This window comes from Paenochrobactrum pullorum (genome assembly GCF_041929845.1).
Lineage (GTDB): Bacteria > Pseudomonadota > Alphaproteobacteria > Rhizobiales > Rhizobiaceae > Paenochrobactrum > Paenochrobactrum pullorum.
In genome coordinates this window covers 984,628-1,007,387 of record NZ_JBHEEH010000001.1, presented here as the reverse complement: position 1 = coordinate 1,007,387, position 22,760 = coordinate 984,628, and the positions used below count along the sequence as shown (strand labels likewise).

General features: G+C 47.7%; 22 protein-coding genes and 1 tRNA gene. 6 read left to right on the top strand and 17 right to left on the bottom strand.

The features are described 5' to 3' along the window. Nucleotides 1–39 precede the first annotated feature (39 nt). Nucleotides 40–804, top strand: coding sequence for a polysaccharide deacetylase family protein (locus tag JNC77_RS04780; protein ID WP_374829924.1), 765 nt, complete (start codon nt 40–42; stop codon nt 802–804). Here the strand turns inward: JNC77_RS04780 and JNC77_RS04775 are convergent, their stop codons facing one another. Both JNC77_RS04775 and JNC77_RS04770 read right to left on the bottom strand, forming a co-directional pair. Then, nucleotides 805–1,182, bottom strand: a complete 378-nt coding sequence (locus tag JNC77_RS04775) for a hypothetical protein (protein WP_374829922.1) — start codon at nt 1,180–1,182, stop codon at nt 805–807. 125 nt (nt 1,183–1,307) lie between these two features. After that, on the bottom strand, nt 1,308–2,213 hold the full coding sequence (locus JNC77_RS04770; RefSeq protein ID WP_374829920.1) for an MBL fold metallo-hydrolase: 906 nt from the start codon (nt 2,211–2,213) through the stop codon (nt 1,308–1,310). 177 nt (nt 2,214–2,390) lie between these two features. Between JNC77_RS04770 and JNC77_RS04765 the strand changes: the two genes are divergently transcribed. Continuing rightward, a complete protein-coding gene (locus tag JNC77_RS04765; protein WP_374829918.1) occupies nt 2,391–3,227 on the top strand; it encodes a DUF2793 domain-containing protein in 837 nt (278 codons plus the stop codon). A 304-nt stretch (nt 3,228–3,531) separates the two neighbouring features. Continuing rightward, entirely contained in the window at nt 3,532–5,436 is a 1,905-nt protein-coding gene (locus JNC77_RS04760; RefSeq protein WP_374829916.1) for a polysaccharide biosynthesis protein, read from the top strand. A gap of 254 nt (nt 5,437–5,690) precedes the next feature. On the opposite strand, the gene JNC77_RS04755 is transcribed toward JNC77_RS04760, so the two are convergent. Beyond that, entirely contained in the window at nt 5,691–6,701 is a 1,011-nt protein-coding gene (locus tag JNC77_RS04755) for an MraY family glycosyltransferase (RefSeq protein ID WP_374829914.1), read from the bottom strand. Nucleotides 6,702–6,980: 279 nt separating this feature from the next. Here JNC77_RS04755 and JNC77_RS04750 point away from each other — a divergent pair. Continuing rightward, nucleotides 6,981–7,055 (top strand) — tRNA-Gln (locus JNC77_RS04750). Nucleotides 7,056–7,204: 149 nt separating this feature from the next. Here the strand turns inward: JNC77_RS04750 and JNC77_RS04745 are convergent. The 10 genes from JNC77_RS04745 to JNC77_RS04700 form a co-directional block, all read right to left on the bottom strand. Further along, nucleotides 7,205–7,972: an HpcH/HpaI aldolase family protein gene (locus JNC77_RS04745; RefSeq protein ID WP_374829912.1), complete on the bottom strand. Its 768-nt coding sequence runs from the start codon at nt 7,970–7,972 to the stop codon at nt 7,205–7,207. A gap of 11 nt (nt 7,973–7,983) precedes the next feature. Continuing rightward, complete coding sequence (hpaH, locus tag JNC77_RS04740; RefSeq protein WP_184220498.1) at nt 7,984–8,766, bottom strand: 2-oxo-hept-4-ene-1,7-dioate hydratase; 783 nt, start codon at nt 8,764–8,766, stop codon at nt 7,984–7,986. A 23-nt stretch (nt 8,767–8,789) separates the two neighbouring features. Beyond that, nucleotides 8,790–10,280, bottom strand: a complete 1,491-nt coding sequence (locus JNC77_RS04735; RefSeq protein ID WP_374829910.1) for a 2-hydroxymuconic semialdehyde dehydrogenase — start codon at nt 10,278–10,280, stop codon at nt 8,790–8,792. Nucleotides 10,281–10,288: 8 nt separating this feature from the next. Then, nucleotides 10,289–10,966, bottom strand: coding sequence for a class II aldolase/adducin family protein (locus JNC77_RS04730; RefSeq protein WP_374829908.1), 678 nt, complete (start codon nt 10,964–10,966; stop codon nt 10,289–10,291). A gap of 2 nt (nt 10,967–10,968) precedes the next feature. After that, on the bottom strand, nt 10,969–11,835 hold the full coding sequence (locus tag JNC77_RS04725) for a VOC family protein (RefSeq protein ID WP_374829906.1): 867 nt from the start codon (nt 11,833–11,835) through the stop codon (nt 10,969–10,971). Between the two features lie 68 nt (nt 11,836–11,903). Next, nucleotides 11,904–12,791 carry a VOC family protein gene (locus JNC77_RS04720; RefSeq protein ID WP_374829904.1) on the bottom strand — a complete coding sequence of 296 codons (888 nt, stop codon included), beginning with the start codon at nt 12,789–12,791 and terminating at the stop codon, nt 11,904–11,906. An 81-nt stretch (nt 12,792–12,872) separates the two neighbouring features. Further along, on the bottom strand, nt 12,873–13,844 hold the full coding sequence (locus JNC77_RS04715; RefSeq protein ID WP_374829902.1) for a TRAP transporter substrate-binding protein: 972 nt from the start codon (nt 13,842–13,844) through the stop codon (nt 12,873–12,875). A 53-nt stretch (nt 13,845–13,897) separates the two neighbouring features. Further along, complete coding sequence (locus JNC77_RS04710; RefSeq protein ID WP_374829900.1) at nt 13,898–14,857, bottom strand: 3-hydroxyacyl-CoA dehydrogenase NAD-binding domain-containing protein; 960 nt, start codon at nt 14,855–14,857, stop codon at nt 13,898–13,900. A gap of 10 nt (nt 14,858–14,867) precedes the next feature. Beyond that, a complete protein-coding gene (locus JNC77_RS04705) occupies nt 14,868–16,127 on the bottom strand; it encodes a TRAP transporter large permease (RefSeq protein ID WP_374829898.1) in 1,260 nt (419 codons plus the stop codon). Next, a complete protein-coding gene (locus JNC77_RS04700; protein ID WP_374829896.1) occupies nt 16,124–16,756 on the bottom strand; it encodes a TRAP transporter small permease in 633 nt (210 codons plus the stop codon). Before JNC77_RS04700 ends, JNC77_RS04705 begins: the two co-directional genes overlap by 4 nt. 151 nt (nt 16,757–16,907) lie before the next feature. On the opposite strand from JNC77_RS04700, the gene JNC77_RS04695 reads away from it, so the two are divergent. Further along, complete coding sequence (locus tag JNC77_RS04695) at nt 16,908–17,588, top strand: GntR family transcriptional regulator (protein WP_374829894.1); 681 nt, start codon at nt 16,908–16,910, stop codon at nt 17,586–17,588. 62 nt (nt 17,589–17,650) lie between these two features. Here JNC77_RS04695 and JNC77_RS04690 read toward each other — a convergent pair whose 3' ends face one another. The 4 genes from JNC77_RS04690 to JNC77_RS04675 all read right to left on the bottom strand — a co-directional run bounded on the left by JNC77_RS04690 (nt 17,651) and on the right by JNC77_RS04675 (nt 21,738). Then, complete coding sequence (locus JNC77_RS04690) at nt 17,651–18,817, bottom strand: M20 aminoacylase family protein (RefSeq protein ID WP_374829892.1); 1,167 nt, start codon at nt 18,815–18,817, stop codon at nt 17,651–17,653. 19 nt (nt 18,818–18,836) lie between these two features. Continuing rightward, nucleotides 18,837–20,129, bottom strand: coding sequence for a TRAP transporter large permease (locus JNC77_RS04685; protein ID WP_374829890.1), 1,293 nt, complete (start codon nt 20,127–20,129; stop codon nt 18,837–18,839). Beyond that, the gene (locus tag JNC77_RS04680) at nt 20,126–20,599 is read right to left on the bottom strand and encodes a TRAP transporter small permease (protein WP_374829888.1); all 474 of its coding nucleotides are present in this window, start codon (nt 20,597–20,599) and stop codon (nt 20,126–20,128) included. The genes JNC77_RS04685 and JNC77_RS04680 overlap by 4 nt, the downstream gene beginning before the upstream one ends. A 98-nt stretch (nt 20,600–20,697) precedes the next feature. After that, entirely contained in the window at nt 20,698–21,738 is a 1,041-nt protein-coding gene (locus tag JNC77_RS04675; protein WP_374829886.1) for a TRAP transporter substrate-binding protein, read from the bottom strand. A gap of 106 nt (nt 21,739–21,844) precedes the next feature. Between JNC77_RS04675 and JNC77_RS04670 the strand changes: the two genes are divergently transcribed. Beyond that, complete coding sequence (locus JNC77_RS04670) at nt 21,845–22,753, top strand: LysR family transcriptional regulator (RefSeq protein WP_374829884.1); 909 nt, start codon at nt 21,845–21,847, stop codon at nt 22,751–22,753. The last annotated feature ends 7 nt before the right edge of the window (nt 22,754–22,760 follow it).

Here is a 22,760-nt window from a genome sequence, read left to right as displayed (position 1 = left end):
AATTTCCGGCTGTTTTTCCTTTCTCTTAAAAGGACGAAAATGTTCAAACCTGTTTTTGCCGGATTATTGTTTTTGACCCATTTGGGTGCAGCCACAGTGCTGAGCGCTCCTGCACAAGCTGACAATCTGGCCGAGCCGCATTTGTTCATTCAACCGGGTGGTTCGAAAGGTGCACAAGTCGCCCTCACCCTTGATGCGTGTTCCGGCAAAACAGATTTACGTATTTTGAATATGCTGGTGGCAGAGAAAATTCCCGCAACATTTTTCATCACGGCGCGATGGTTGCAGCATAATGAGCCTGCGATGAAAGTCATGCTGGCGCATCCGGATTTATTTCAGATTGAAAATCATGGGGCTCAGCATGTACCTGCCATTACTACCATTCCAACCATGTATGGCATCAAAACTGCCGGATCATTAGAAGCGGTGGAAAAGGAAGTACAAGGGGGAACAGACGCGATTAAAGCTGCCGGTGCTCCGCAGCCGCAATGGTATCGCGACGCGACCGCGCGTTATTCCAACGATGCCATAAGCCACATTGAGAAAATGGGCTATAAGATTGGCGGATATTCGCTCAATGCCGATATGGGAGCATCACTTTCGAGCGGCGCAACAGAAAAAAGAATTTTAAATGCCCGTGACGGCGATGTCATCATCGCCCATATCAATCAGCCAAGCCGTAAAGCAGGCGAAGGTGTGGCCACAGGAATTTTGAAATTAAAACAGCGCGGAATGCGTTTTGTGCGTCTAAAAGATGTCCAAAGCAGCCATTCTGTTTTGACTGCCAAGCCGACCCAACATTGATTATAAGCCGTCCAGTCCACGAGCGACTGCAGCAAAATTGCGCCCTAATCCCTCAAAAACCTTATTTTCACCGGTTAAAGGGTTTAACGACATGGTGATGCCGTCATTATGTAAAGTGACAAATAAAACCTGTTCAGATATATCATTAAAAATTGCAATAGCTGCAATTCGTTGCGCGGTCGTTGTGTCGACTGCCGGCATATTAAACAGCACTCTACCACGCACAACATCTGCCGCTTTGGTCAAAGCAACATCAAACCCATCTGTCAGAACATCTTGAGCACCTAAAGCAAATTCAAGCTCGACAGCCTCCAAAGAAGCCGGCTCGGATGTTTCCATATGATTATCTGATACGTCGCCTGACTGGCTACGATCCATATTAGTATCTCCGCAGAATCTAAATTACGGCTTCCAAGCGGCGTGCTTACCCTATAAGTTAGCGATAGGACACCGTATTTTCCACGAAACACAGATTTTTACATCATCACATTTTATCACTCATATTAAGATGGCGCATAGATCCCATTCAAGCTGGCATAACCGTCAGTGCGCACAAGCCCTTTGCTAACCAGATCTTCCATATGCGCCATAACAGACAACGCGGCCGCACCATGCAGGCGTGGATCAATATCGCGGTAAATCGCTTTTACGATTTCCATAATGGTTCGGTCACCTGTTATTACGCGCTCCAGAATGGCGCGCTCTCGCATTTTCCGGTGCATACGAAGGCCACGCAAAAAGGCTGCCGGATTGGTTACAGCACCACCATGCCCAGGCAAATATAATTGATCATCGCGTTCAAGCAGTACATCCAATGAGGCCATATAATCGCTCATCGAACCATCCGGTGGCGCTACTACAGATGTTGCCCACGCCATCACATGATCAGCTGAAAACAACACACCACTGTTCTCTAATGCAAATACCATATGGTTTGCCGCATGACCGGGCGTATGAATGCCTGTCAGGGCCCATCCATCACCATTCAAAGTCTCGCCATGCTTCAGGGCTATATCAGGCACAAAATCCGTATCCGCTGCCGCTTCCAGCATATTAACCTCGCCCCGATGGTATTCCCGTGATGGACGATGCACGCCTTCTGCAACTGTTTGCGCACCAAAGCGCTGCTTCAAACGTTGTGCTAATGGTGAATGATCACGGTGCGTATGACTGACAAAAATATGGCTGACCGGACGCTCGTTGACCGCTTTCAAAATAGCTTGAAAGTGCGCATCATCTTCCGGGCCTGGATCAATAATCGCCAAATGATCGGTGCCAACGATATAAGTATTGGTGCCGTGAAAGGTAAAAGCACTCGGATTATTGACTGTTAATCTGGAAATATTGGGTGCCACTTGATGCGCCACACCATAATCCGGTGTGAAATCAGTATCAAAAACCAAAGCCATTTCAAAGACGTCTTTCCGGTGTAAACCTTGCCATCTTACTTCTATTCCACCCGTAGCTATACCTGAAGATCGTATAAAACCCATCATAAAAGCGATTATTTACGAAGAAATCTATCCCCCTGTTCCAAAGCTGAATTACACTTGATGCAATAATCATTGCATGAAGGAGAATGATTTATGGAACAAACCAACCATTTGAAACTGCCTTATATTTTGCCAAGCCAAGCGCAAAAACATGTCACCCATAATGAAGCTTTGCGAATACTGGATGCTATTGTGCAGCTTGCCGTTATTGCACGCGATTACACCCATCCAGACCCCGCGGCAGAAGAAGGCGATCGCTATATTGTGCCCGACGACGCGGGAGGCGACTGGGCGTTGCAAACTCAAAAAATTGCTGCCTTTACTGATGGCAGCTGGTATTATTTCACACCGCAAACAGGCTGGCTTTGTTATGTCAAAAATGAAAGCAACATGCTTGTTTTCAACGGTAATGACTGGCAAGAATTAACCGGCAGCTCTGATATAAGCTCCGTAGAAATGCTTGGTATCCACGCCAGTGCTGATGAAACGAACCGTCTGACGGTCTCCTCAGAGGCCACATTATTTAATCACGCAGGCAATGGCCACCAGCTGAAATTAAACAAAAACACAGACGCCGACACAGCCTCATTATTGTTTCAATCCAATTGGACAGGTCATGCAGAAATGGGGCTGGCCGGAAGCAAAGATTTCTCTGTTAAAGTGGGTGATGATAATGGCCAGTGGCGCGAAGCCATGCGCATCGACCGCACAAGCGGCAATGTTATGATTGGTGCCATGTTTCCATCAACCCGCCTGCATGTCGATGGTCCGATCCGCACCGGAACGACCACAGTTGCAAACCTACCCTCTGCCACAACGCATGGCGCAGGCTCCATTATTTTTGTAAGCGATGCCACAGGTGGAGCACAACACGCCTATTCTGACGGCAGTCAGTGGTTATCTTTACGAAGCGGCACAGTGATAGCTTAAAAGACAACCTGCCGAACGGTTTGTTTCGGTACTATAGAAACCTTGTTTTTCAACATAGAATTTATATCAAAACTAATATTCCATCGTGAAGTTTATTAGCCATAAAACTAATTTAAAACTTTATATAAAATTTGTATCGTCATTTTAATTATTAAGTTGGATGATTGCTAGAAAATGAGTCGCTCTTATTGTACAAGATTCCAGTTAAAATTCGTATGTGGGCTCAAGTTTTCATTCGTTCACAAAATTTACTTAATAGACTTAAAAGCCTTTTGGTTCGGGTTAAATATTTAAGAGGAATGATTTGAGCAGTAATTTCACGGCTTTGTGTAAAAAAGCAGCAAAGCTACCACGCCGTACCAAACAACTGATTTTAGCGTCAACTGATTGTGTAATATTGCTGATCAGCGCATATACTGCTTTCGTTTTAAGATTAGGTATCGTTTTCCAGCCTAATCAATCACAACTTTTTCTAATTTTACTCGTCCCTGCTTTAGCTCTGCCAATTTTTATCAAATACGGTCTTTACCGAGCGATCATCCGTTATCTTCCAGAACGGGCGATCTGGTCTATTTTTCAAGCGTGTACCGCTGTTGCTTTACTATGGGTATTTGTCATTTTTTTAACAGAACTTAATGGCGGACGGGGTGCACCGCGCTCCGTGCCACTTTTATATTGGCTTATCAGTACAGTCTTAATTGCCTCCAGTCGTTTTAGTGCGAAATGGATTTTACAACGTACAACCAATAGTTATAAAGATTTTGCCAAAGCACTGATTGTTGGCAGCGGCGCCCCTGCCCGCCAACTTGCCACGGCATTGCGCAGTCATGGGCAAACGAGAGTTTACGGTTTTATTGACAGTAATCCCGCCACTATCGGGATGGATATCGCGGGCTTGCGCGTTTATTCACCTGATCGCATTCCATCATTGATAGAAAATTATGGTATTGATCAGGTTGTCATTTCCGACCCAAATTTAAATGCCACAGAACGACGTCAATATGCCAATATACTTGGACGTCAGTCTGTTAAAACCAGAATTCTGCCGCCAATTGCCGATCTGTCTGCCGGCAAATATATTATCAGTGCTTTACGTAATGTTGAAATTGACGATCTGTTGGGACGCTCACCCGTACCACCCGATCAAACGCTTTTAACCGAAATTGTCAATAACAAAACCATAATGGTGACAGGTGCAGGCGGTTCAATCGGGCGAGAACTTTGCCATGCAATCATCAATCTTGCGCCTAAGCGCCTTGTACTGTTCGAAGTGAGTGAGTTTGCACTTTATGAGGTGGAACGGCACTTACAGGCACTCAATCTTTGTGAGATCATTCCTGTTCTCGGCACAGTCATGGATCGTTCGGAAGTTGAACGAACCATTCGTGATCACGGCGTCAGTATCGTTTATCATTGTGCCGCTTATAAACATGTTCCGCTTGTTGAGAAAAATCCGGTTGTCGGTGTGCGCAATAATGTCATTGGCACAGTCAATGTTGCACAAGCCGCTGTTTCTGCCAAAGTTGACAGACTGGTACTGATTTCTTCAGACAAAGCCGTTCGCCCAACCAATATAATGGGAGCGACCAAGCGTTGGGCTGAACTCGTTATCTATCAATACGGGCAGATTGCAAAAGTTTCAAATCCGAGAAGTTCATTTTATTCAGTACGCTTCGGCAATGTTTTAGGTTCCAATGGTTCTGTCGTTCCCCTCTTCCGCGAACAGATTTCCAAAGGTGGCCCTGTCACACTGACACATGAAAAAATGACCCGTTATTTCATGTCGATCAAAGAAGCCGCAGAACTCATCATTCAATCTGGTGGTGTGGCACAAACAGGTGACACAATTCTTCTCGAAATGGGCGAACCCATTCGTATCAGAGAACTTGCAGAAAATATGATTCTGCTTGCCGGCCTCACTGTCAAAGATCAAAAGAACCCACAAGGCGATATTGCGATTGAAGTGACTGGCATCCGCCCCGGTGAAAAACTTTTTGAAGAACTTTTCTATGATCCTCAATTTGTCCAAACCACACGTCACCCCAAGATTATGCGCTCGCCACGGGGACAGAAAGAAAATATTGATATCTATGAAGCACTTGATCGCTTAAATCACGCTCTCACAACCAATGATCATGAAACTTTGCGTGAGCTACTTTTCAGCATCATACCTTATGATGACTGTAAAGACGATGTAATTATTAACTAGACATTTCTCCAATAATACTGCCAAATACCTTAAAAATATAAGGGAACATAAAATGGGCTGGTATTATTTAATGGGCGTTGCTGCCATAGCTTTTGTTGTTTGGTGTTTTGCCAAGATGAATAGCGCAGGCTTCAAAGAAAAAACGACATCAGAATAAATTTACTATGAGCTTGATCCATCAGGCTGTAAAAATGATAATTTCATGCGCTTAGAGAAAATCTCTAAGCGCATGAAAGATTTTTTATTATACGCTTTTAAAGTGATGTCGTTCGGAGCTTCAGCAATAATGAACTGGTGGCAAGCAAAGCAGCCAAGCAAACTGCAAGCTCTATCCATAGTTGCGGTTTCATCAGCGCGAAAAATACGCCTATCCCAAGTGCGACATTTAAAAAGACGACAGTTCTGATAATCGCCCAAACAGAGCGACCTGTCCTTCTGGCTTTCTGATATGCATGGCGTGAATGCGCCTCAAAGATATTCTCGTTTTCAAACAAACGCATAACAATGGTTGATGACGCATCCAGCACATAATAAAGCGGCAAGATAAGAGCGAGCCAGATCGATGTATCACGGGCAAATGACAGGAATACAAAACAGCTCAACATACCAAGCGGAAGGCTACCGGAATCTCCTAAAAAAACTTTAGCCGGATGGCAGTTAAAAAAAGCAAAACCTAACAATGCACCTGCAATCAGTGCTGAAAAATATCCGCTACTTCCTTCTGTCAGGCCAAGAGCGGCAAAAATTGAAATCCACAGAACCGGAATTCCCAAGCCACTGACTGTCATCAAATCCAGACCATCCATGAAATTGGTCACATTGATCCAATACAACATTACCAGCACAAGCAAGCCACGATCCAACCATAGTGGCATAAAGGGTAAAAACGGAGTTTCATATCCCAAAGCTGCAATGCCAAGAGCTGCACTAATCAGCTGCACCCCTAAGCGTAAACGCACAGAGATATCGTAGCGGTCATCCAACAACCCTATCAGCCATAAAAGCCAACCGCTTGTTTCAAGCAGCACAACAGCCCTGCCGCTCAATCCGATATATGAATAAAAAAATCCCAACAAAATTAAGATGGTTGGCACCAATGCTATACCGCCAATTTGTCGTGCGGGGATTGTATGATTGGAGCGTGCGTTCTTTTGCGCTTTTAAAAAATTGTGAGGCAACAAATAATAAAGCAGGCTTAAAAGTGGCACACAAAGGATTAATCCAGATACGAAGACAACGATCATCTTTGGCATAACTGATTCCACTATCCGCTCCTGAAGCCCTTTAATGACCTAACTGATTCAATTTTTAACTATTTTACAGTTCATCTTTGCATCATTGCCGCTGGTGCAACATGCCTTAAATCACTGAAATACAGACATTTATCATAAACTACGCGTAAAATGACTTAATCTCTCCACAGATTTGCATTTTTTTGGACATCCCCTGAAAAAACTTACAGGAAAACCACATAACCGGATTGCACTTCGTTTTTTAAGCGGCTATAGGTTCGCCAACCGCAGCGCAATCGATTTGCGATTTGTTGGGGCGTAGCCAAGCGGTAAGGCACCGGTTTTTGGTACCGGCATTCCCTGGTTCGAATCCAGGCGCCCCAGCCATAATTTCCCAATATAATATAGATAAAGAATACGGCTTTATTTTATGAAGCTCTGTGAAACATGCCTGTTGCATCGCATAACTATAAATGCGCAATAAGCATGATCCATTAAAAAAACCGGCTTCTTTATTATCAGAAGCCGGTTTTGTTTTAGTCTTTGGTTACATCATGCAGAGCGTTTTTTAAGCCCCCCATCAGCAACTGGATATCCAGTGCCGAGGCGACAAAAGTAAAGCCCCACTCCAGATATTTACGAGCTGCTGCAATGTCAGTGGTCAAAATGCCACCGGCTTTGCCAAGCTTATTGAGTTTTTCAATTGCTTCCTGAATAGCATTTTGCACATCCGGGTGCCCCGGATTGCCTAAATGACCAAGCGATGCCGCCAGATCAGACGGGCCGATAAAAACACCATCAACACCTTCTACCTGCGCAATCTCTTCCAGATTTTGCAAAGCGCTACCGGTTTCAAGTTGCACCAGCACGCAGATCTCGTCATTGGCTTTTTTCAGATAACCATTCATCTGACCATAGGCCGATGCGCGCGAGCTTCCTGAAACACCGCGGATACCTTCCGGCGGATAACGGCAAGCTGCCACAGCTTGGCGCGCTTCATCTGCATTTTGCACAAAAGGCACCAGCACAGTTTGTGCGCCCACATCCAGCACCCGCTTGAGCAAAACCGGATCATTCCATGCCGGACGCACGACGGGATGGGCTTTACCGGCGGATCCTGCATGCAAAAGCGTCACGAGATTGGAAATATCAACCGGTGAATGTTCTGCATCAAGGCAGACCCAATCAAAACCGCTATTACCGATAATTTCCACCGCCACAGGGCTGGCGCTCATGCTCCACACACCAATTTGCTTGGTGCGCGAGCGCATAGCTGCCTTAAATGGGTTTGTTTTCACGTCCATGATCAAACCTATCAAACAAACTGCACGGCAACGCTGCCGAGAGGGCCAAAATCTGCATGCAGCGTGTCGCCCTTATCAGCCCAAACCGGACGCGTGAACGAGCCCGATAGCAGCAAATGACCGGGCTCCAATGTCACGCCAAATGGCGCAAGCTTGTTGGCAAGCCATGCAATCGCCATCGCCGGATGACCGAGCACACCGGCGGCAAGACCCGTTTCTTCAATTTCGGAGTTACGATAGAAAACAGCGCCTGCCCAGCGAAGATCAATCTCTTCAGGGCGTACCGGACGACCACCTAGAACCAAGCCGGCAGCTGCACCATTATCTGCTACAGTGTCGAATATCTTGCGCGGGTTCTGCACTCGGGCATCAATGATTTCGATGGACGGAATGACATATTCTGTGGCGCGCAACACATCCACTAAGCCAATATTCGGACCTTTAAGCGGCTCTTTCAGCACAAAGGTCAGTTCCGGCTCAACGCGTGGAACACAAAAATCGGCATGGCGCACTTTGGCACCATCATTGAGCAGCATATCATCAAAGATGTGACCGTAATCCGGCTCATCAATCTGAGAAGAAGCCTGCATAGCTTTTGATGTCAGACCAATTTTGTGCCCGACAATACGTGCGCCACCAGCCATGCGCTTTTGCGCAACAGCGTGCGAAATCGCATAAGCATCATCAATGGTGATATGTGGCCACTGGGTTGATAATTGTGTGCAAGGCTTTTTGCTGCGATGGGCTTCCAGCAAAGCTTCAATGGCAAGCGAGCGTTCCTGATCGTTCAACATGATATCTATTCCTGATTATGCGATTAAAGCTTGATGCAGATGTTGCGAAGCTCAGTGTAAAATTCGAATGAGTGATTGCCGCCTTCGCGACCAATACCGGACTTTTTCGAGCCGCCAAACGGGGTGCGCAAATCACGCAGGAACCAACTGTTGACCCATGCAATGCCCACATCAATCTGTGAGGCAACGCGATGCGCACGGCTTAAGTTTTCTGTCCAGACTGCCGTTGCCAAACCGTAAGGGCTGTTATTGGCAAGACCGACAACTTCTTCTTCATCGTCAAACACGCTGATATGCGCGCAAGGACCAAAAATTTCATTGGTGACGATTTCCGATGTCTGCGGCAAGCCGGTCCAAAGGGTTGGTTCAACAAAGTAACCATTTTCAAAACCAGCCACATCCGGTGTGCCGCCACCACAAAGAATGGTCGCACCTTCTGCCTTGGCTTTTTCATAAAAGCCCAGCACTTTCTGGCGATGAATATCGCTGACCAACGGCCCCATTGTCACTTCAGGATTAAACGGATCACCAAAGCGGTAAGATTTGGCCTGCGCAGTCAGCTTGGCGCAGAACTCTTCAAAAATACCGCGCTGAACATAAAGACGCTCGGTTGCAAGGCAAACCTGACCGGTATTGGCAAAGCAGGAACGGCCAGTGCCTTCAATTGCTTTAGCAATATCCGCATCATTAAAAATGATACCGGCATTTTTGCCACCCAGTTCAAGCGAAACGGGACGCACACCATTGGAGGCTGCACGCATGATCGCCTCACCGGTCGAGGTTTCACCGGTAAAAGTAATGCCGTCAACATCCGGATGGGAGGTCAAAAACTCACCGGCAGAATCCGCACCAAAACCATGCACGACGTTATAAACACCGGCCGGAACACCGGCTGCATTCATGACTTCGCCCAAGAGTGCAGCAGTTGCAGGTGTTTCTTCCGATGGTTTGACGACAACCGTGTTACCCGCAGCCATGGCTGGCGCCACTTTCCATGTCATCAACAGCAGTGGCAGGTTCCACGGACAGATGACCGCAATCACCCCACGCGGAACGCGGATAGCATAGTTGATAGCGCCCGCACCATCCGGCGTTGCCGACTGGAATGCTTCGGTGCTCAAAGATGCGATCTGATCGGCGAATACATTGAAGTTCGCACCACCACGCGGAATATCAATATGGCTGGCGATGGAGCGCGGCTTGCCGGTATCCATGATTTCAGCGCGCAAAAATTCATCAAAGCGCGCCTGAATGCCATCAGCGACTTTACGCAAAATCGAGAGACGTTCGGCAACGCTCATACGACCCCAAGGGCCTTTCAGCGCCTGTTTGGCAGCACCAACTGCCAGATCAACATCCTCACGGCTTGCTTCATGTACATGGGCATGAACCTGACCGGTTGCCGGATAATAATTTTCAAACAGACGGCCGCCGCCTTTGCGATATTCGCCGCCAATAAAGTTGAGAATTTCAGTGCCGGCAGTGCCCGCGCCAGTTGATTTATTCGCAGTCATAATGGGGTTCACTCTTCATCATCATTCGTTAAAAACTGCCACATTCTTTCAAAGATGCGGCCTGCTTTGGTCGCACGTTGTGCAGCTTCTTCATTGCTTAAAACGGGTGCATGTTGCGCCATGCCGCTGGCCAGAACATCGAGCTCCACACGGCAGCTGTCTTCCAGATACCAAGCCAGCACCACCGCCTCTTCCAGCGACTGACCGGCCACAACGGCACCATTGCCGCGCATCAGCACGGCCTTGGACTCGCCCATCAGGCGGATGACTTTTTGCGCGCGCTCATCATCGCGGATAAGCTGCGGATCATCCCAAAGCGGAACGCTTGGCGCGAAATAAGAACCAAAACCATGACGCGGCTTCGGGCTCAAACCCATTGCAGCCAGTGACATCATCTTCGGGCTCATAAAGCGCACCACGCCATTAATATCAGCGCGGTTTTGGTAAATTTGCTGATGCAGACGCACCTCGCCCAGTACATTTTCCGGCAGTGGCTCATGAATTTGCAGCACAGTGCATTCTTCACCCACACCAACCAATCCCGGTGGTGAAGCCGGACAAACCAGAAAAGTGCTGGCATCAAGGCGCATGGAACAATGCCCATAAGCATGTACCAAACCACTACGCCCCAAGGCACGGGCAGCTTTTCTGACCGTCACAGAGGCTTCATTCATATTCACGGACATGCTTAGTCATCCCCTTCCGAAAAGGCTGCAATTTTAGGGCTTGCACCCCAAAGGCAGAAACCTTTCGGCTCAAAGGCAAACTGACGATCACGCCACAATGGTTCATCATGAATTTCGCACACGCCGGTGGAATATTCATAAGTCATACCATCGGGGCCACGGAAATAGAGAAACTGTGCTGAAGATGTCGGGTGACGACCCGGCCCAAAGGTAATCGGCACTTGTTTATCACGCAGCAAATTGCTGGAGCGCTGGATATCATGGGTGGATTCCACCTGATGATTGATGTGCTGAATGCCAGCTTTATTCCCCGGAAAGAGTGCGATCGTATGGTGGATCGCACCGATGCGCATCAATGGTGCATCACCAATACGATCAGAAACACGTGCATTACAAACAGTTGTCCAGAATTTTTCATCCCGCTCCACATCGGTGGAATAGAAGCCGACATGGCTGAAACCGGTGATACCGGCATCACGGGTGCCATGATAATCAACCCCCGACATGCTTGGACGGACGATAAACTCGATCACATTACCAGTCGGATCATTAAAGCGAATAAATTCGCGCACATGACGTATCTCGCATTCAGCGGGGCTGCCATATTGCACATTATGCCCGAGCGCCTCCAAAGATGCGGCAGCAGCCTGCAATTCAGCAGAGGATTTCAGCTCGAAAGCGGTAATATGATCTTCAGGATTACCTTCGAAATAACACAGCGTATGGTCGCGATTATCTGATTTGAAATGGATGGCACCTTTGGTGCGCTCAGCCACTTCGAGACCTAAAATTGTTGTCGCAAAAGCCTCAGCACTTTCCAGATCCTGAGTGCCAACCCGGCAATAAACGACGTCACTCAACTCAATCATGTGTGCCTCCTTTTATCAGGCAGAAATTGAAATTTGGCTGTTCACGCGCCCTGTCCCACAACTAGGGCTTACACATTGTCTCCGGCAAATTCCGGCACATTGGTATAAGAGCCCCATTCGCAATAAGAGCGCGGCTGGTGGCGATATTGACGTGGCGGATTGGCAAAATTTTCTTCACCTTTCAGCATGCCGGTGGCATAAGTCACCATTAGCGGTTCATCATTTTGGCCAGCGATTTTCATCGCTTCTGTGGTTACGAAAATCTGGTCGGATGCCGGATGGTGACCGGGGCCATGAATGATCGGCAATTGCTGGCGCTGGAAAAAATAGAAATTCTGCATGATGTTGTTGATACCTTCAACATTGAAGGTAATGCCCATCAAGCCATCGCGCGTGGACGGATAAAGCGCAATGACGTGATGCTTGTCATCAAGGCGAATATAAGCGGTATCACCCACCCAATCCGAGACTTTGGCACCAATCACTTGCGTCCAGAAATGCTCATTGGCGGCAATATCTTTGCAACACAGTGATACAGTCTGAAATTCGGTCACGCCGGCATCACGGCTTGGGAAATAACGCCAACCGCTGGTCATCGGACGCCAGACAAATTCAACGATCAGGCCATTTGGCGCAGTGCAGCTCAAATAGGCTTTCACCAGACGTTCAGCGCATTCTTCTTCACCACCAAATGTTGAAGCAATATTATGCGCTGTCAGTTGTTTTTCCAAAGCATCCAGATCTTCACGGCGCGCAACCGTGATGGCGATTGCCGGTTTTGTAGCACCTGCCACCATATTGACGCTGTAAGCACGTGCATCTGAACGATAATAATAAGAGCCGTCTTTTTTACCGGCATTTTCCAGGCCAACAATTTCTGTCAGAAACTGATGGCTGCTGGCAGCATCCTGCGTACCAAAACGCACGTAACGCAATTCGCGCAGTGTATAAGTCATAAGCCTCACTCTTAAAATTACAGGGTTAGTAAAAGTCTTGATCCCCCTTGAAGGCCATCGCCGCCAAGGGGGATTTTGTGATTAGAGAGCGGCTGCTTCCGCTTCCAGTTCCTTCAAAAGTGGCGTTTTTTCACGCCATTCTTTGTACCAATCATCAATCGGTGCGCCGAAGAAACTACGATCTACGCTTTTCACCTGAACCTTGGTGCCTTTGAGTTTTTCCAGATAATCCTGATCGATCTGGTCGTATGAGGAAACGATCTTATCGAGATATTCCACCATGGTAGTGCGCAGGATTTCTTGATCTTCCGGTGAAATAGTCGCCCATTTGCGCGCTGAGCCAACGGCGACCATCGGGAACATCATGTGGTTACTATCAAGAATAGTGCCCGCATGCTCATAGTAGCTGCTGTTCCATGTGCCTTCGAAATCGATCTGCATGCCATCGACCTGACCATTGGCGAAAGCATCATAAAGTGCAGGCAATGGCATCGGTGTTGGTGCAGCGCCCAGCTTTTTCCAGAAATCCAATTCCGGTGCGAGCGGAATGGTGCGAATTTTTTTGCCAGACAAGTCAGTGCCGTCTTTGACATCGCCGCGCATAACGATCTGGCGCATACCGGCCATACCATAGCCAAAACCAACGAGACCGAGTGGTTTCACTTCTTCCAGAACTTTAAGAGCGGTCGGGCCTTTCAGCAATGCCTGTGCGCCATCAATATCCTTAACCAGATATGGTGCAAGGAAAATGCCGAAATTGGCGTTACGGTTGGCGAATTCGCCCAATGTCATGAAGGAGAAATCAACCGCACCAGACTGCATCTGCTGCAAAACCTGCGCTTCACTACCCAGCTGACCGCTTGGGAAAACCAACAAGTTTACACGGCCATCAGTTTTTTCATTGAGTGTTTTGGCCATTTCCACGGCCTGCACACTCCATTGGTGTGAAGGTGGCGTAATCAAGCCAATGCGATAATCGGCAGCATTGGCAAGAGTGCCAAGAGAAGCAGTCGCCGTTAAGGTTGCAAGCGTGAATTTCAATAATGACTTCATCTAATTTCCTCCCAGATAATATTCTTTGATGCGTTATTAAGCATCAGAACCCTTTAATATTTGCGCTGAAGTGATTGCTGCTTTTCAATCATCGCAACCACCTGCTCATCACGTCGCGCTGCCATAGCCGAGGATGTTTCCTCTCCGGCTGCTGCATCCATCCCCTTGATGAGCACTTGCTTCACTTCATCGCTGAGTTCAGGTGTGCCTAAATCGCTCCACCATTTTTCAACTTCAGTGCCCAAATCGTCGAGAAACTTGGCTAAGCCTTGCTCTGCACCTGCCAGATGAAAAATCGCTGTCGGCCCCAAAATGCTCCAACGCGCGCCCAAGCCTTGCGTAACCGCCTTTTCAATATCGCCAACGCTGGCATAGCCTTGTGATGCAAGATGCACAGCTTCACGCCAAAGTGCTGCCTGCAAGCGGTTAACCAGATGGCCGGAGGCTTCTTTTTGTAAGCGCAATACCGATTTGCCAAGATATTGATATATCTCCTCGGCACGATCCAATGCTTGCGGTGCAGTTAGTTCACCGCCACAAATTTCAACCAGAGGCATCAGGTAAGGCGGATTGCAGGGATGGCCGATCAGCAAACGCTGCGGCACGCGCATCTGCGCCTGCATCTGGCTCGGGCTCAAACCTGACGAGCTTGATGCAATCAGCACATCATCGGCAATCTTGTCTTCAATGCATGCCAGCATTTCCAGCTTCAGCGGTAGTTTTTCCGGCAATGCCTCCTGAATAAACTGCACATCCGACAATGCATCATCCAGATTATCTGTCCATGATGGAGGTTGCGGAGCCTCCACACAAACACCGATACGCTGCAAAACCGGTAATGCCTGATGCCAGACATCGGCCAAACGCTTGTCCGATGCCGGATTGAGATCATAAACTTTAACCCGATGTCCGGCGGCTGCAAAAGTTGCAGCCCAGCCCGCACCAATCGTACCGCAACCGATCACGGTGATATTCAGTGGCTTATGATCTGTTGCGTTTTGCGGAAATGTCATGGTTCTTCCCTCACAGCAATTTCAGTAAAACAGGAAAGAACACAATTGCCAAAATCACAGCCATTGTCGCCAGCAAGAACGGCATGGTCATCAATGCAATACGCTCAGCTTTTACGCCTGTCATCAAGGCGGCCGTAAATAATCCGGTGCCGACCGGTGGTGTGAGCAGGCCAACAACCAGTGTTAGACAGACAATCATGCCAAAGTGGAACGGATCAACGCCATAGACATTGGTAGCAACCGGCAACAGTACTGGAACAACCAGAATGATTGCAGGGATTGGATCGGTAAACATACCGAGCACCAACAGCAGTGCCACAACCAGCAGCAAGAACACAGTTGGCGATTCAGTCAACGACTGCAAGAAAACAGCAACGGTTGCAGGAAGATTTTCAAAGGTAATGACCCATGAAAAGACTTGTGCGGCTGCAATCAGGAACAACACCACCGCTGCACCACGTGCTGCACGCACAAATGCTGGTGCCAGATGGGAAAACTCCAACTCACCATAGATAAAGCGGCCAACCAGAACTGATGCAACAATGGCAAGGACTGCTGATTCGGTTGGTGTGGCGATACCGCCCAAAATAGTACCAATAATAGTCACAGGAATGATAACGGCTGGCAAAGCATCACACAAAGCTTTGAAGCGCTGCGACCAGTTATAACTCTCACCTTCAGGGAAATTATAAATGCGGCCAAGAATAGCAATAACGACAAAGAACGACACAGCCATTAACAGGCCCGGTACAACACCCGCAATAAATAAATCACCGATTGAGATCTGTGCGACCACACCGTAGATGATGAAAAGCATTGATGGCGGGATAACAGGAGCCAGCAAGCCACCTGCTGCCGTGATGGCCGCAGAAATATCACGCGGATAACCCGCACGATCCATTTCCGGCACAGCCATGCGCGACATAACAGTAATCTGCGCCACGGTTGAACCCAAGATAGATGCCATCATCACGTTAGCCAGCAAGTTCACATAGGCCAAACCACCGCGAACCGAACCGATGATAGACATGGCAAGCCCCATGAGACGGCGACCAATGCCACCCTCATTCATCAGCTCGCCCAGCAAAATGAAAAGCGGCAACGCCAGCAAACCATAGCTTTCCAAACCACCAAACAACTGCTGCGGCAGCGAGGCCAGCAACACAGTATTGCCGCTGGAAAAAATGTAAATAATCGCTACAGCAAGCAAAATAAATGCAATTGGCAGACCAGCAATAACAAGGCCAACAAAACTCAATCCGGCGATCATTTCACCACCTCCGCTCCGGCTGCATCAAGATATGTGCGCACACTATCGACAAGGTTTTTGATACTGTGAATAGTCACAAAAACGCAGAAAACAGGGAGGATCAGCCAGAACCAAAACTTGCGAACGCCAAGCGTTGTGGTTGGTTCGTCATAGATAAAGTTGAAAGTTTTCGCGCCGACTTCACTCAATGAATCAGCCTGTATTACGGCGATCGGGTCAAACCACTGCCAAACGAAAACCGACAGAATGAGAAACAAAGCCAACATCATGACATCGATCATGACCAGCATGAACATATGCATACGGATCGGTAATAAATCGATACAAACGGTCACAGCAATATGCTGACGATAATGGATACCAAGCGACGCGCCTAAGAACCCCATCCAAACCATTGCATAAATTGCCAGTTCATCAACCCAGAACAGCGGCATACCAAAGGTGCGCGTTGCAACATTGATGAGCAGCAAAATGACTATCACAAATGCCAAAAGCCCTGCAACGAGCGTTTCGGAGCGAGCAATCCAACTATCAATAGACGTCAAAAAAACTGTGAAATTATTCGTGCGCACGCCCTGCTCCATAGAAGCAGTTCCATCCTCATGCGCCTGACCCAAGCGGGTATTCATACTCGTCTCCTCCCAAAGAGATACTCGCCTTAAGAAATATCGATTTTCTTATCAAGTCAACATAAAAATCGATATTTTATGTTTTATCGATAATATACAGAATATTGATTTTTTTGGAATTCATGGGTAGGTTACAATCAGGAGTTTGATTATGTTAGAAAAACAACTTGCATTGCCGGAAAAAACAAACTCGGAAAAAGCCTATCGCCAATTGCGGGAAGACATCGTTTTTGGCATTCTTTTACCGAATGAAAAATTAAAGATCGAAACCTTGCGTGAGAAATATGGCTTCGGTGCCGGTCCGCTGCGTGAGGCTTTGTCTCGTCTTTCCAGTGAACGACTTGTAATTCTAGAAGGACAGCGTGGTTTTTTTGTAGCGCCTATGTCGGCAGAAGATGCTTATGATATCGGCGAAACACGCACTCTGCTCGAAATTGAAGCACTACGGCAATCTTTTCTGCACGGGGATGATGATTGGGAAACACAATTGGTTGCCGCCTATCATCGCCTTGAACGCGCTGAGCAAAAAATAATTCAAGGTGAAACCGATTTTATTGAATGGGAATCACGCAACGCGATTTTCCATGAAACAATGGTTGCAGCCTGTCCGTCCGCATGGATTATGCGTATGCGCCAGCAAATTTATGAACAGCACCAGCGTTATCGTCATCTTTCACGCAAACAATCAGTAGGTGTGCGCGATATTGCAGCTGAGCATAAAGCCTTGTTTGATGCGGCTTTCAATCGAGACATTGAGGGCGCAACCGAGATTATCCGCAACCATATTGCACGCACAACGCAAACGGTTCTGCAAACATTAAAAGCACAATAACAAAGAGCCTGAGTATCACAGGCCATTCAAATTACCCGTGATACTCATATTTTTTGTAAAAATTACGCTTCGTTCAATGTGTTCAAAGCAGCGGTGACTAAAAATGCACTGCCATAAGAAATGGCTGCATCGTTGAAATCGTAGGCCGCATTATGCAATGAAGCAGTGCTACCATTACCCATCAACATATAGGCACCCGGCACTTCCTGCAGCATGAAGGCAAAGTCTTCGCTGGCAAGGATCGGGGTGCAATCGCCATTCACCTGACTTGCCGGTACGATACTGCGCGCGACATCCGCAATAAATGCCGCGTTGGCTGGGGTATTATCCAAAACAGGATAGCCGGTTTTGATATTGAGCTCCGCCGTTGCACCATGCAGTGCCGCACTATGCTCAACCACTTGGCTTAAACGCTCTTTCATCATCGCACGGGCTTTTTCATTCAATGTACGGATCGTACCGGACATTGTCGCCACAGGCGGAATGGTGTTGTAGCTGTCACCTGCTTCCAGCCGGGTGATCGACAAAGCGGCTGAATCAAATGGCGACAAATTACGCGCAACAATTGCCTGTGCCGCGCTCAAAATGGATGATGCCACCATCAGCGGATCAATCGCCGTTTGAGGTGCAGCCGCATGACCACCTTTACCGTGAATGGTAATGTCGAACTCGTCCGATGAAGCCAGCATTGGCCCTTTACGGCAGATGAAATGACCGATTTCAATGCCAGGTTGATTATGCAGACCATAGACTGCATCAACCGGCCATTTTTCAAACAGCCCTTCGTCGATCATCGCCTTGCCACCGGCACCGGTTTCTTCAGCTGGCTGAAAAATCAGCACCACAGAACCGGCGAAGTCGCGATTTTCACATAAATAACATGCAGCACCGAGCAGCATTGCCGTGTGGCCGTCATGGCCACAGGCATGCATCAAACCTTCATGCTTGGAAGCATAAGGCAGATTGGTTTGCTCAGGGATCGGCAGAGCATCCATATCAGCGCGAAGGCCAACACGTTTTGTGCCTTCACGCTTACCTTTAATAGTCGCCACAATACCTGATTGTGCAATATTTTCCGTGATTTCATCAACGCCGAATTCACGCAGTTTCTGTGCCACAAACTGACTTGTTTTTGGCAAATCATAAAGAAGTTCCGGCATGGTATGCAGGCTGCGGCGCCATTCAGTTACGTCGTCATGAATGGAATTAAAATACTCGAGTACAGTCATAAGAAAAGACACCTACAGATCAAAATAAGATGGATGGCAGCCACAGCGACAAAATTGGGAACATCGTCAGCACTGCCAAACGGAACAAGTCGGAAATCCAGAAAGGTGTCACACCGCGATAGATGGTCGAGATCGACAGATCAGGCTGGTTGGAACGCAGCACAAAAATGTTGATACCGATTGGCGGGGTGATGAAGCTGATTTCAGAAACGACCACCACGATGATACCGAACCAGACCGGATGGAAACCGAGGCTGATAACCAATGGTGCAAAAATCGGCACAGTCAGCATCACCATTGCCATACTGTCCATAATGCAACCGAGCAGAAGATAAATGATAATAATACCGAAAATAATCATCATCGGTGACGCATTAATACCGGTGAGGAAGCTTAAGATATCTTCGGCAAAACCTGAAACAGTAACCACATGGGAGAAGTAAAGCGCACCGATCAGGATGAAGAACAGCGATGCACTGACAAGCACTGTTTCAATCAGCACTTCTTTCAGGTCGGTCAGGTTAAACTTGCCGCGACCAAAAGCAATTGCCAGAGAAGCAATTGCACCAATACCGGCCGATTCTGTCGGCGTGAAGTAGCCTGCATAAATACCGCCGATTACCACAATAAACAGCAACACCGGCAGGAAAATACCGCGTGTGGATTTAATGCGCTCGGCCCATGAGAAGCGCTCGGCAGCAGGCCCTAATGAAGGTTTGTACCAAACCATCACTTTAACGGCGAGCAGATAAAAGCCAATGCCAACAAGACCCGGAATGAAACCGGCAGCAAAAAGCTGACCAATACTGGTTTCGGTCAAAAGACCATAGAGAATGAGCAGCACGGACGGCGGAATGAGCGCGCCCAATGTACCACCACCGGCAATCGCACCAGCGGCCAATTCATCCGAATAATTGTGACGGCGCATGGCTGGCAGTGCCACTTTGGAAATGGTTGCTACCGTTGCCAGCGATGAGCCGCAAATCGCACTGAAAATGCCAGAGCTCATGACGGTCGCCATGGCCAGACCACCTGGACGGTGCGCGACAAATTTATTGGCGCAGTCATAAAGCTCGCGCGAAATATCGGCGCGGTTGATGACATTACCCATCAACAGAAACAGCGGAATAACCGATAGTTCAAAAGAAACCACGGTTTCCATTGTGGTGGAGCCAAGAAGACCGAGCGCCAGATCCATATCCCGCAAATATGCAAGGCCAAGAACACCGACCAGCAACATGGCAAAGCCAACAGGGATACGTAAAAATACCAGCCCGACAACGATAAAACATGCAATCAGCGTGACTGTCATGGTTTTTCCTTTCCGCAGAAATCACTGATTGCCAGCCCGAAATGGATGAGAGCTGTGATAAAACTCGTGACAGAGCAAAGGCCTGCAACCGGCCAGATAGGAATTGAGATATCCTGTGACACACGATCAAACTCGTATGCTTCCCAAGCGTAAACGCCGATCCACCAGCACAGAAGCAACATGCAGAAACCGCAGATGATTTCGATAATTACATCGCGGATACGGCGGGCACGCGGCGAATAAAGCGGATCAAGGAGATCAACGACAATATGACCGCGTGAGCGTGCGATAAATGGTGCCGAGGTGAAAACCACAACAGCCACCAGATATGAAATAATATCAAAGGAACCGGGCAAAGGTTTTGTGAACACATTGCGTCCGGTAACGTCAATAAATGTCAGCAAACCCAATATCAGCAGCAAAAAGGCCGGAACAACCGCCAATTTTGCAAAGAGTGTTTTCATAGACATGAGACAGCTCCGCGGGAGATATGCGAAAATAAACTTTCGCATATCCCGCATTTATTTTTTCATTGAGAATTAGAGTGCCGATCGAGGCGAACTATGGCTCAGTTCTTCTCTTTTTCCAGCCGTTCGATTTCAGCGAAGAAGAAATCCATCACTTCCTGCGGATTTTCGATACCGGCAGCTTTGGCACTTTCGATCCATACAGCCTGCTGCTCTTGCTTGACCTTGTCAATCAGTGTGAGCAGTTCAGGGGTCGGCTCAACAAAATTCATACCATTATCAGCGGCTTCTTTTTTACCGACTGAACTGGAATGATCCCAATCCTGACCAGCAGCACGCGACAGTTCAATACCGGAAATTTTGATGATCGCTTCTTTGTCTTCATCAGAGAGCTTGTCAAACTTCTTCTTGTTCATCGCAATGAAGAAGCTGCCGTTATAAGCACCGCCATCAACTTCTGTCTGATGTTTAAGAACTTCAAACAGTTTAAAGCCACCCAGAGCTTCTGTATTGGAGAAAGTACCATCCACAACGCCGGTGGAAAGCAGCTCATAAGACTTTGACTGTGGCGCGGAAATGGAAACGGCACCGGCTGCATCAAGAAGAGCAGATTGTACAGGGCCGCCTGCACGAACTTTCTTGCCCTTCAGATCGTCAGGGGTCAACACGGCCTTGTCGCGCATATTGATCTGGCCCGGATCAAGCTGCATAAGCCCTAAAATTTCAACGCCATCAAGCGACTTCAGCTTGCCGCGCATATATTTGTCGAATGTATTCCATGCTGCAACAGAGCTGACTTCTGACGAAGAACTGAGCAGTGGCAATTCAAACAATGTGAAAACAGCAAAACGTTTTGGTTCATAGGTGAAATTACCCCAGGTAATATCCGCCATGCCCTTACGCGCCAGTTCAAAATGTTCCGCTGGTGCTCCCAGTGCTTTACTCAAGAAATTGAGCTTCACACGACCATCGGTCGCTTCACTTACTCTTTCTGCATAGGGTTGCAAAATGCCGGCATTGATGTGGTGCGTCATTGGCAACCAGCTGGAAACCGTCAGTTCGGTTTTATCCGCCAGCGCAACAGTGGACGACAATGCAAGGCCAATAGCCGCAAACAAAGTTTTAGACAGTAGTTTGTTCATATAACTTACCCTCCCAAGGTAGGTTTACCATAGAGCATATTTATTCATATAAAAAATGCATTTTCTATTGTATTAAGTTCATTAAATGATCTTTCTGGGAGGGCAAATGTTTAAATCCGTCAGCATTAAGCAGCTTGAATATATTCGCCATGTCGCCAATATCGGCTCGATCACCCAAACAGCACAGCTAATCAACATTTCCCCCTCCTCCATCCGTGAAGCCATTACCATTGCTGAAACGGAGCTTGGCGTACGCCTTTTCTACCGCACCCCCGCAAAAGGTGTATCACTAACCACCGAAGGCCAGCGCTTCCTGCTTTTAGCCGAACCGTTGTTTGAAGCCAAAGCCCAATTTGAACATCAGGTTGCAGGTATTGCCAAACAGAATGAACAGGAACTGACCATTGGTGTAATCGGTAGTGCCGGTGCGGTGGTAGTGCCGGAACTGATCAAAAATTTAAGTGATGCGGTGCCTTTCTCGCGTTTCAACATTGTCGAGCTTGAATCATCCAATCTGGTCGAATCAGTGCGTACCGGAAAGCTCATTGCCGGTTTTGGCCTGAACGACTTCCTCCATCCTTCACTTAAATTCGTTGAACTCTTTCCAACCCAAGTGCATATTGCCATCAATGCGGCGCACCCGCTGGCGCAAAAGCAAGAGCTGGAACTGGCGGAAATCGCAAATGAACCATTCATTTTCCCTAATTTTGGTGGCGCCAGCTCTTATTATAGTGGGCTTTTCGACCATCATAACATCCGCCCCAATACACGCTATATGGTCAATTCCACCGAAATGGCACGCCGTCTGATTGAAGAAGGATTAGGCTATTCGACTTTCAATGCGAGGCCTTCCGTTAACCGGCACAATCCTGAACCGCTGATCAAACGTATCCCTTTGAAAACCGATTACTGGAGCCCGACATTCGGCATGTTCTATTTGCTGAGTTCTACCTTTTCCAATGCGCTCAATAATATTGAAAAAACAGCACGCAGCACATGGCGTCATTCTAAATAGCGTAGCC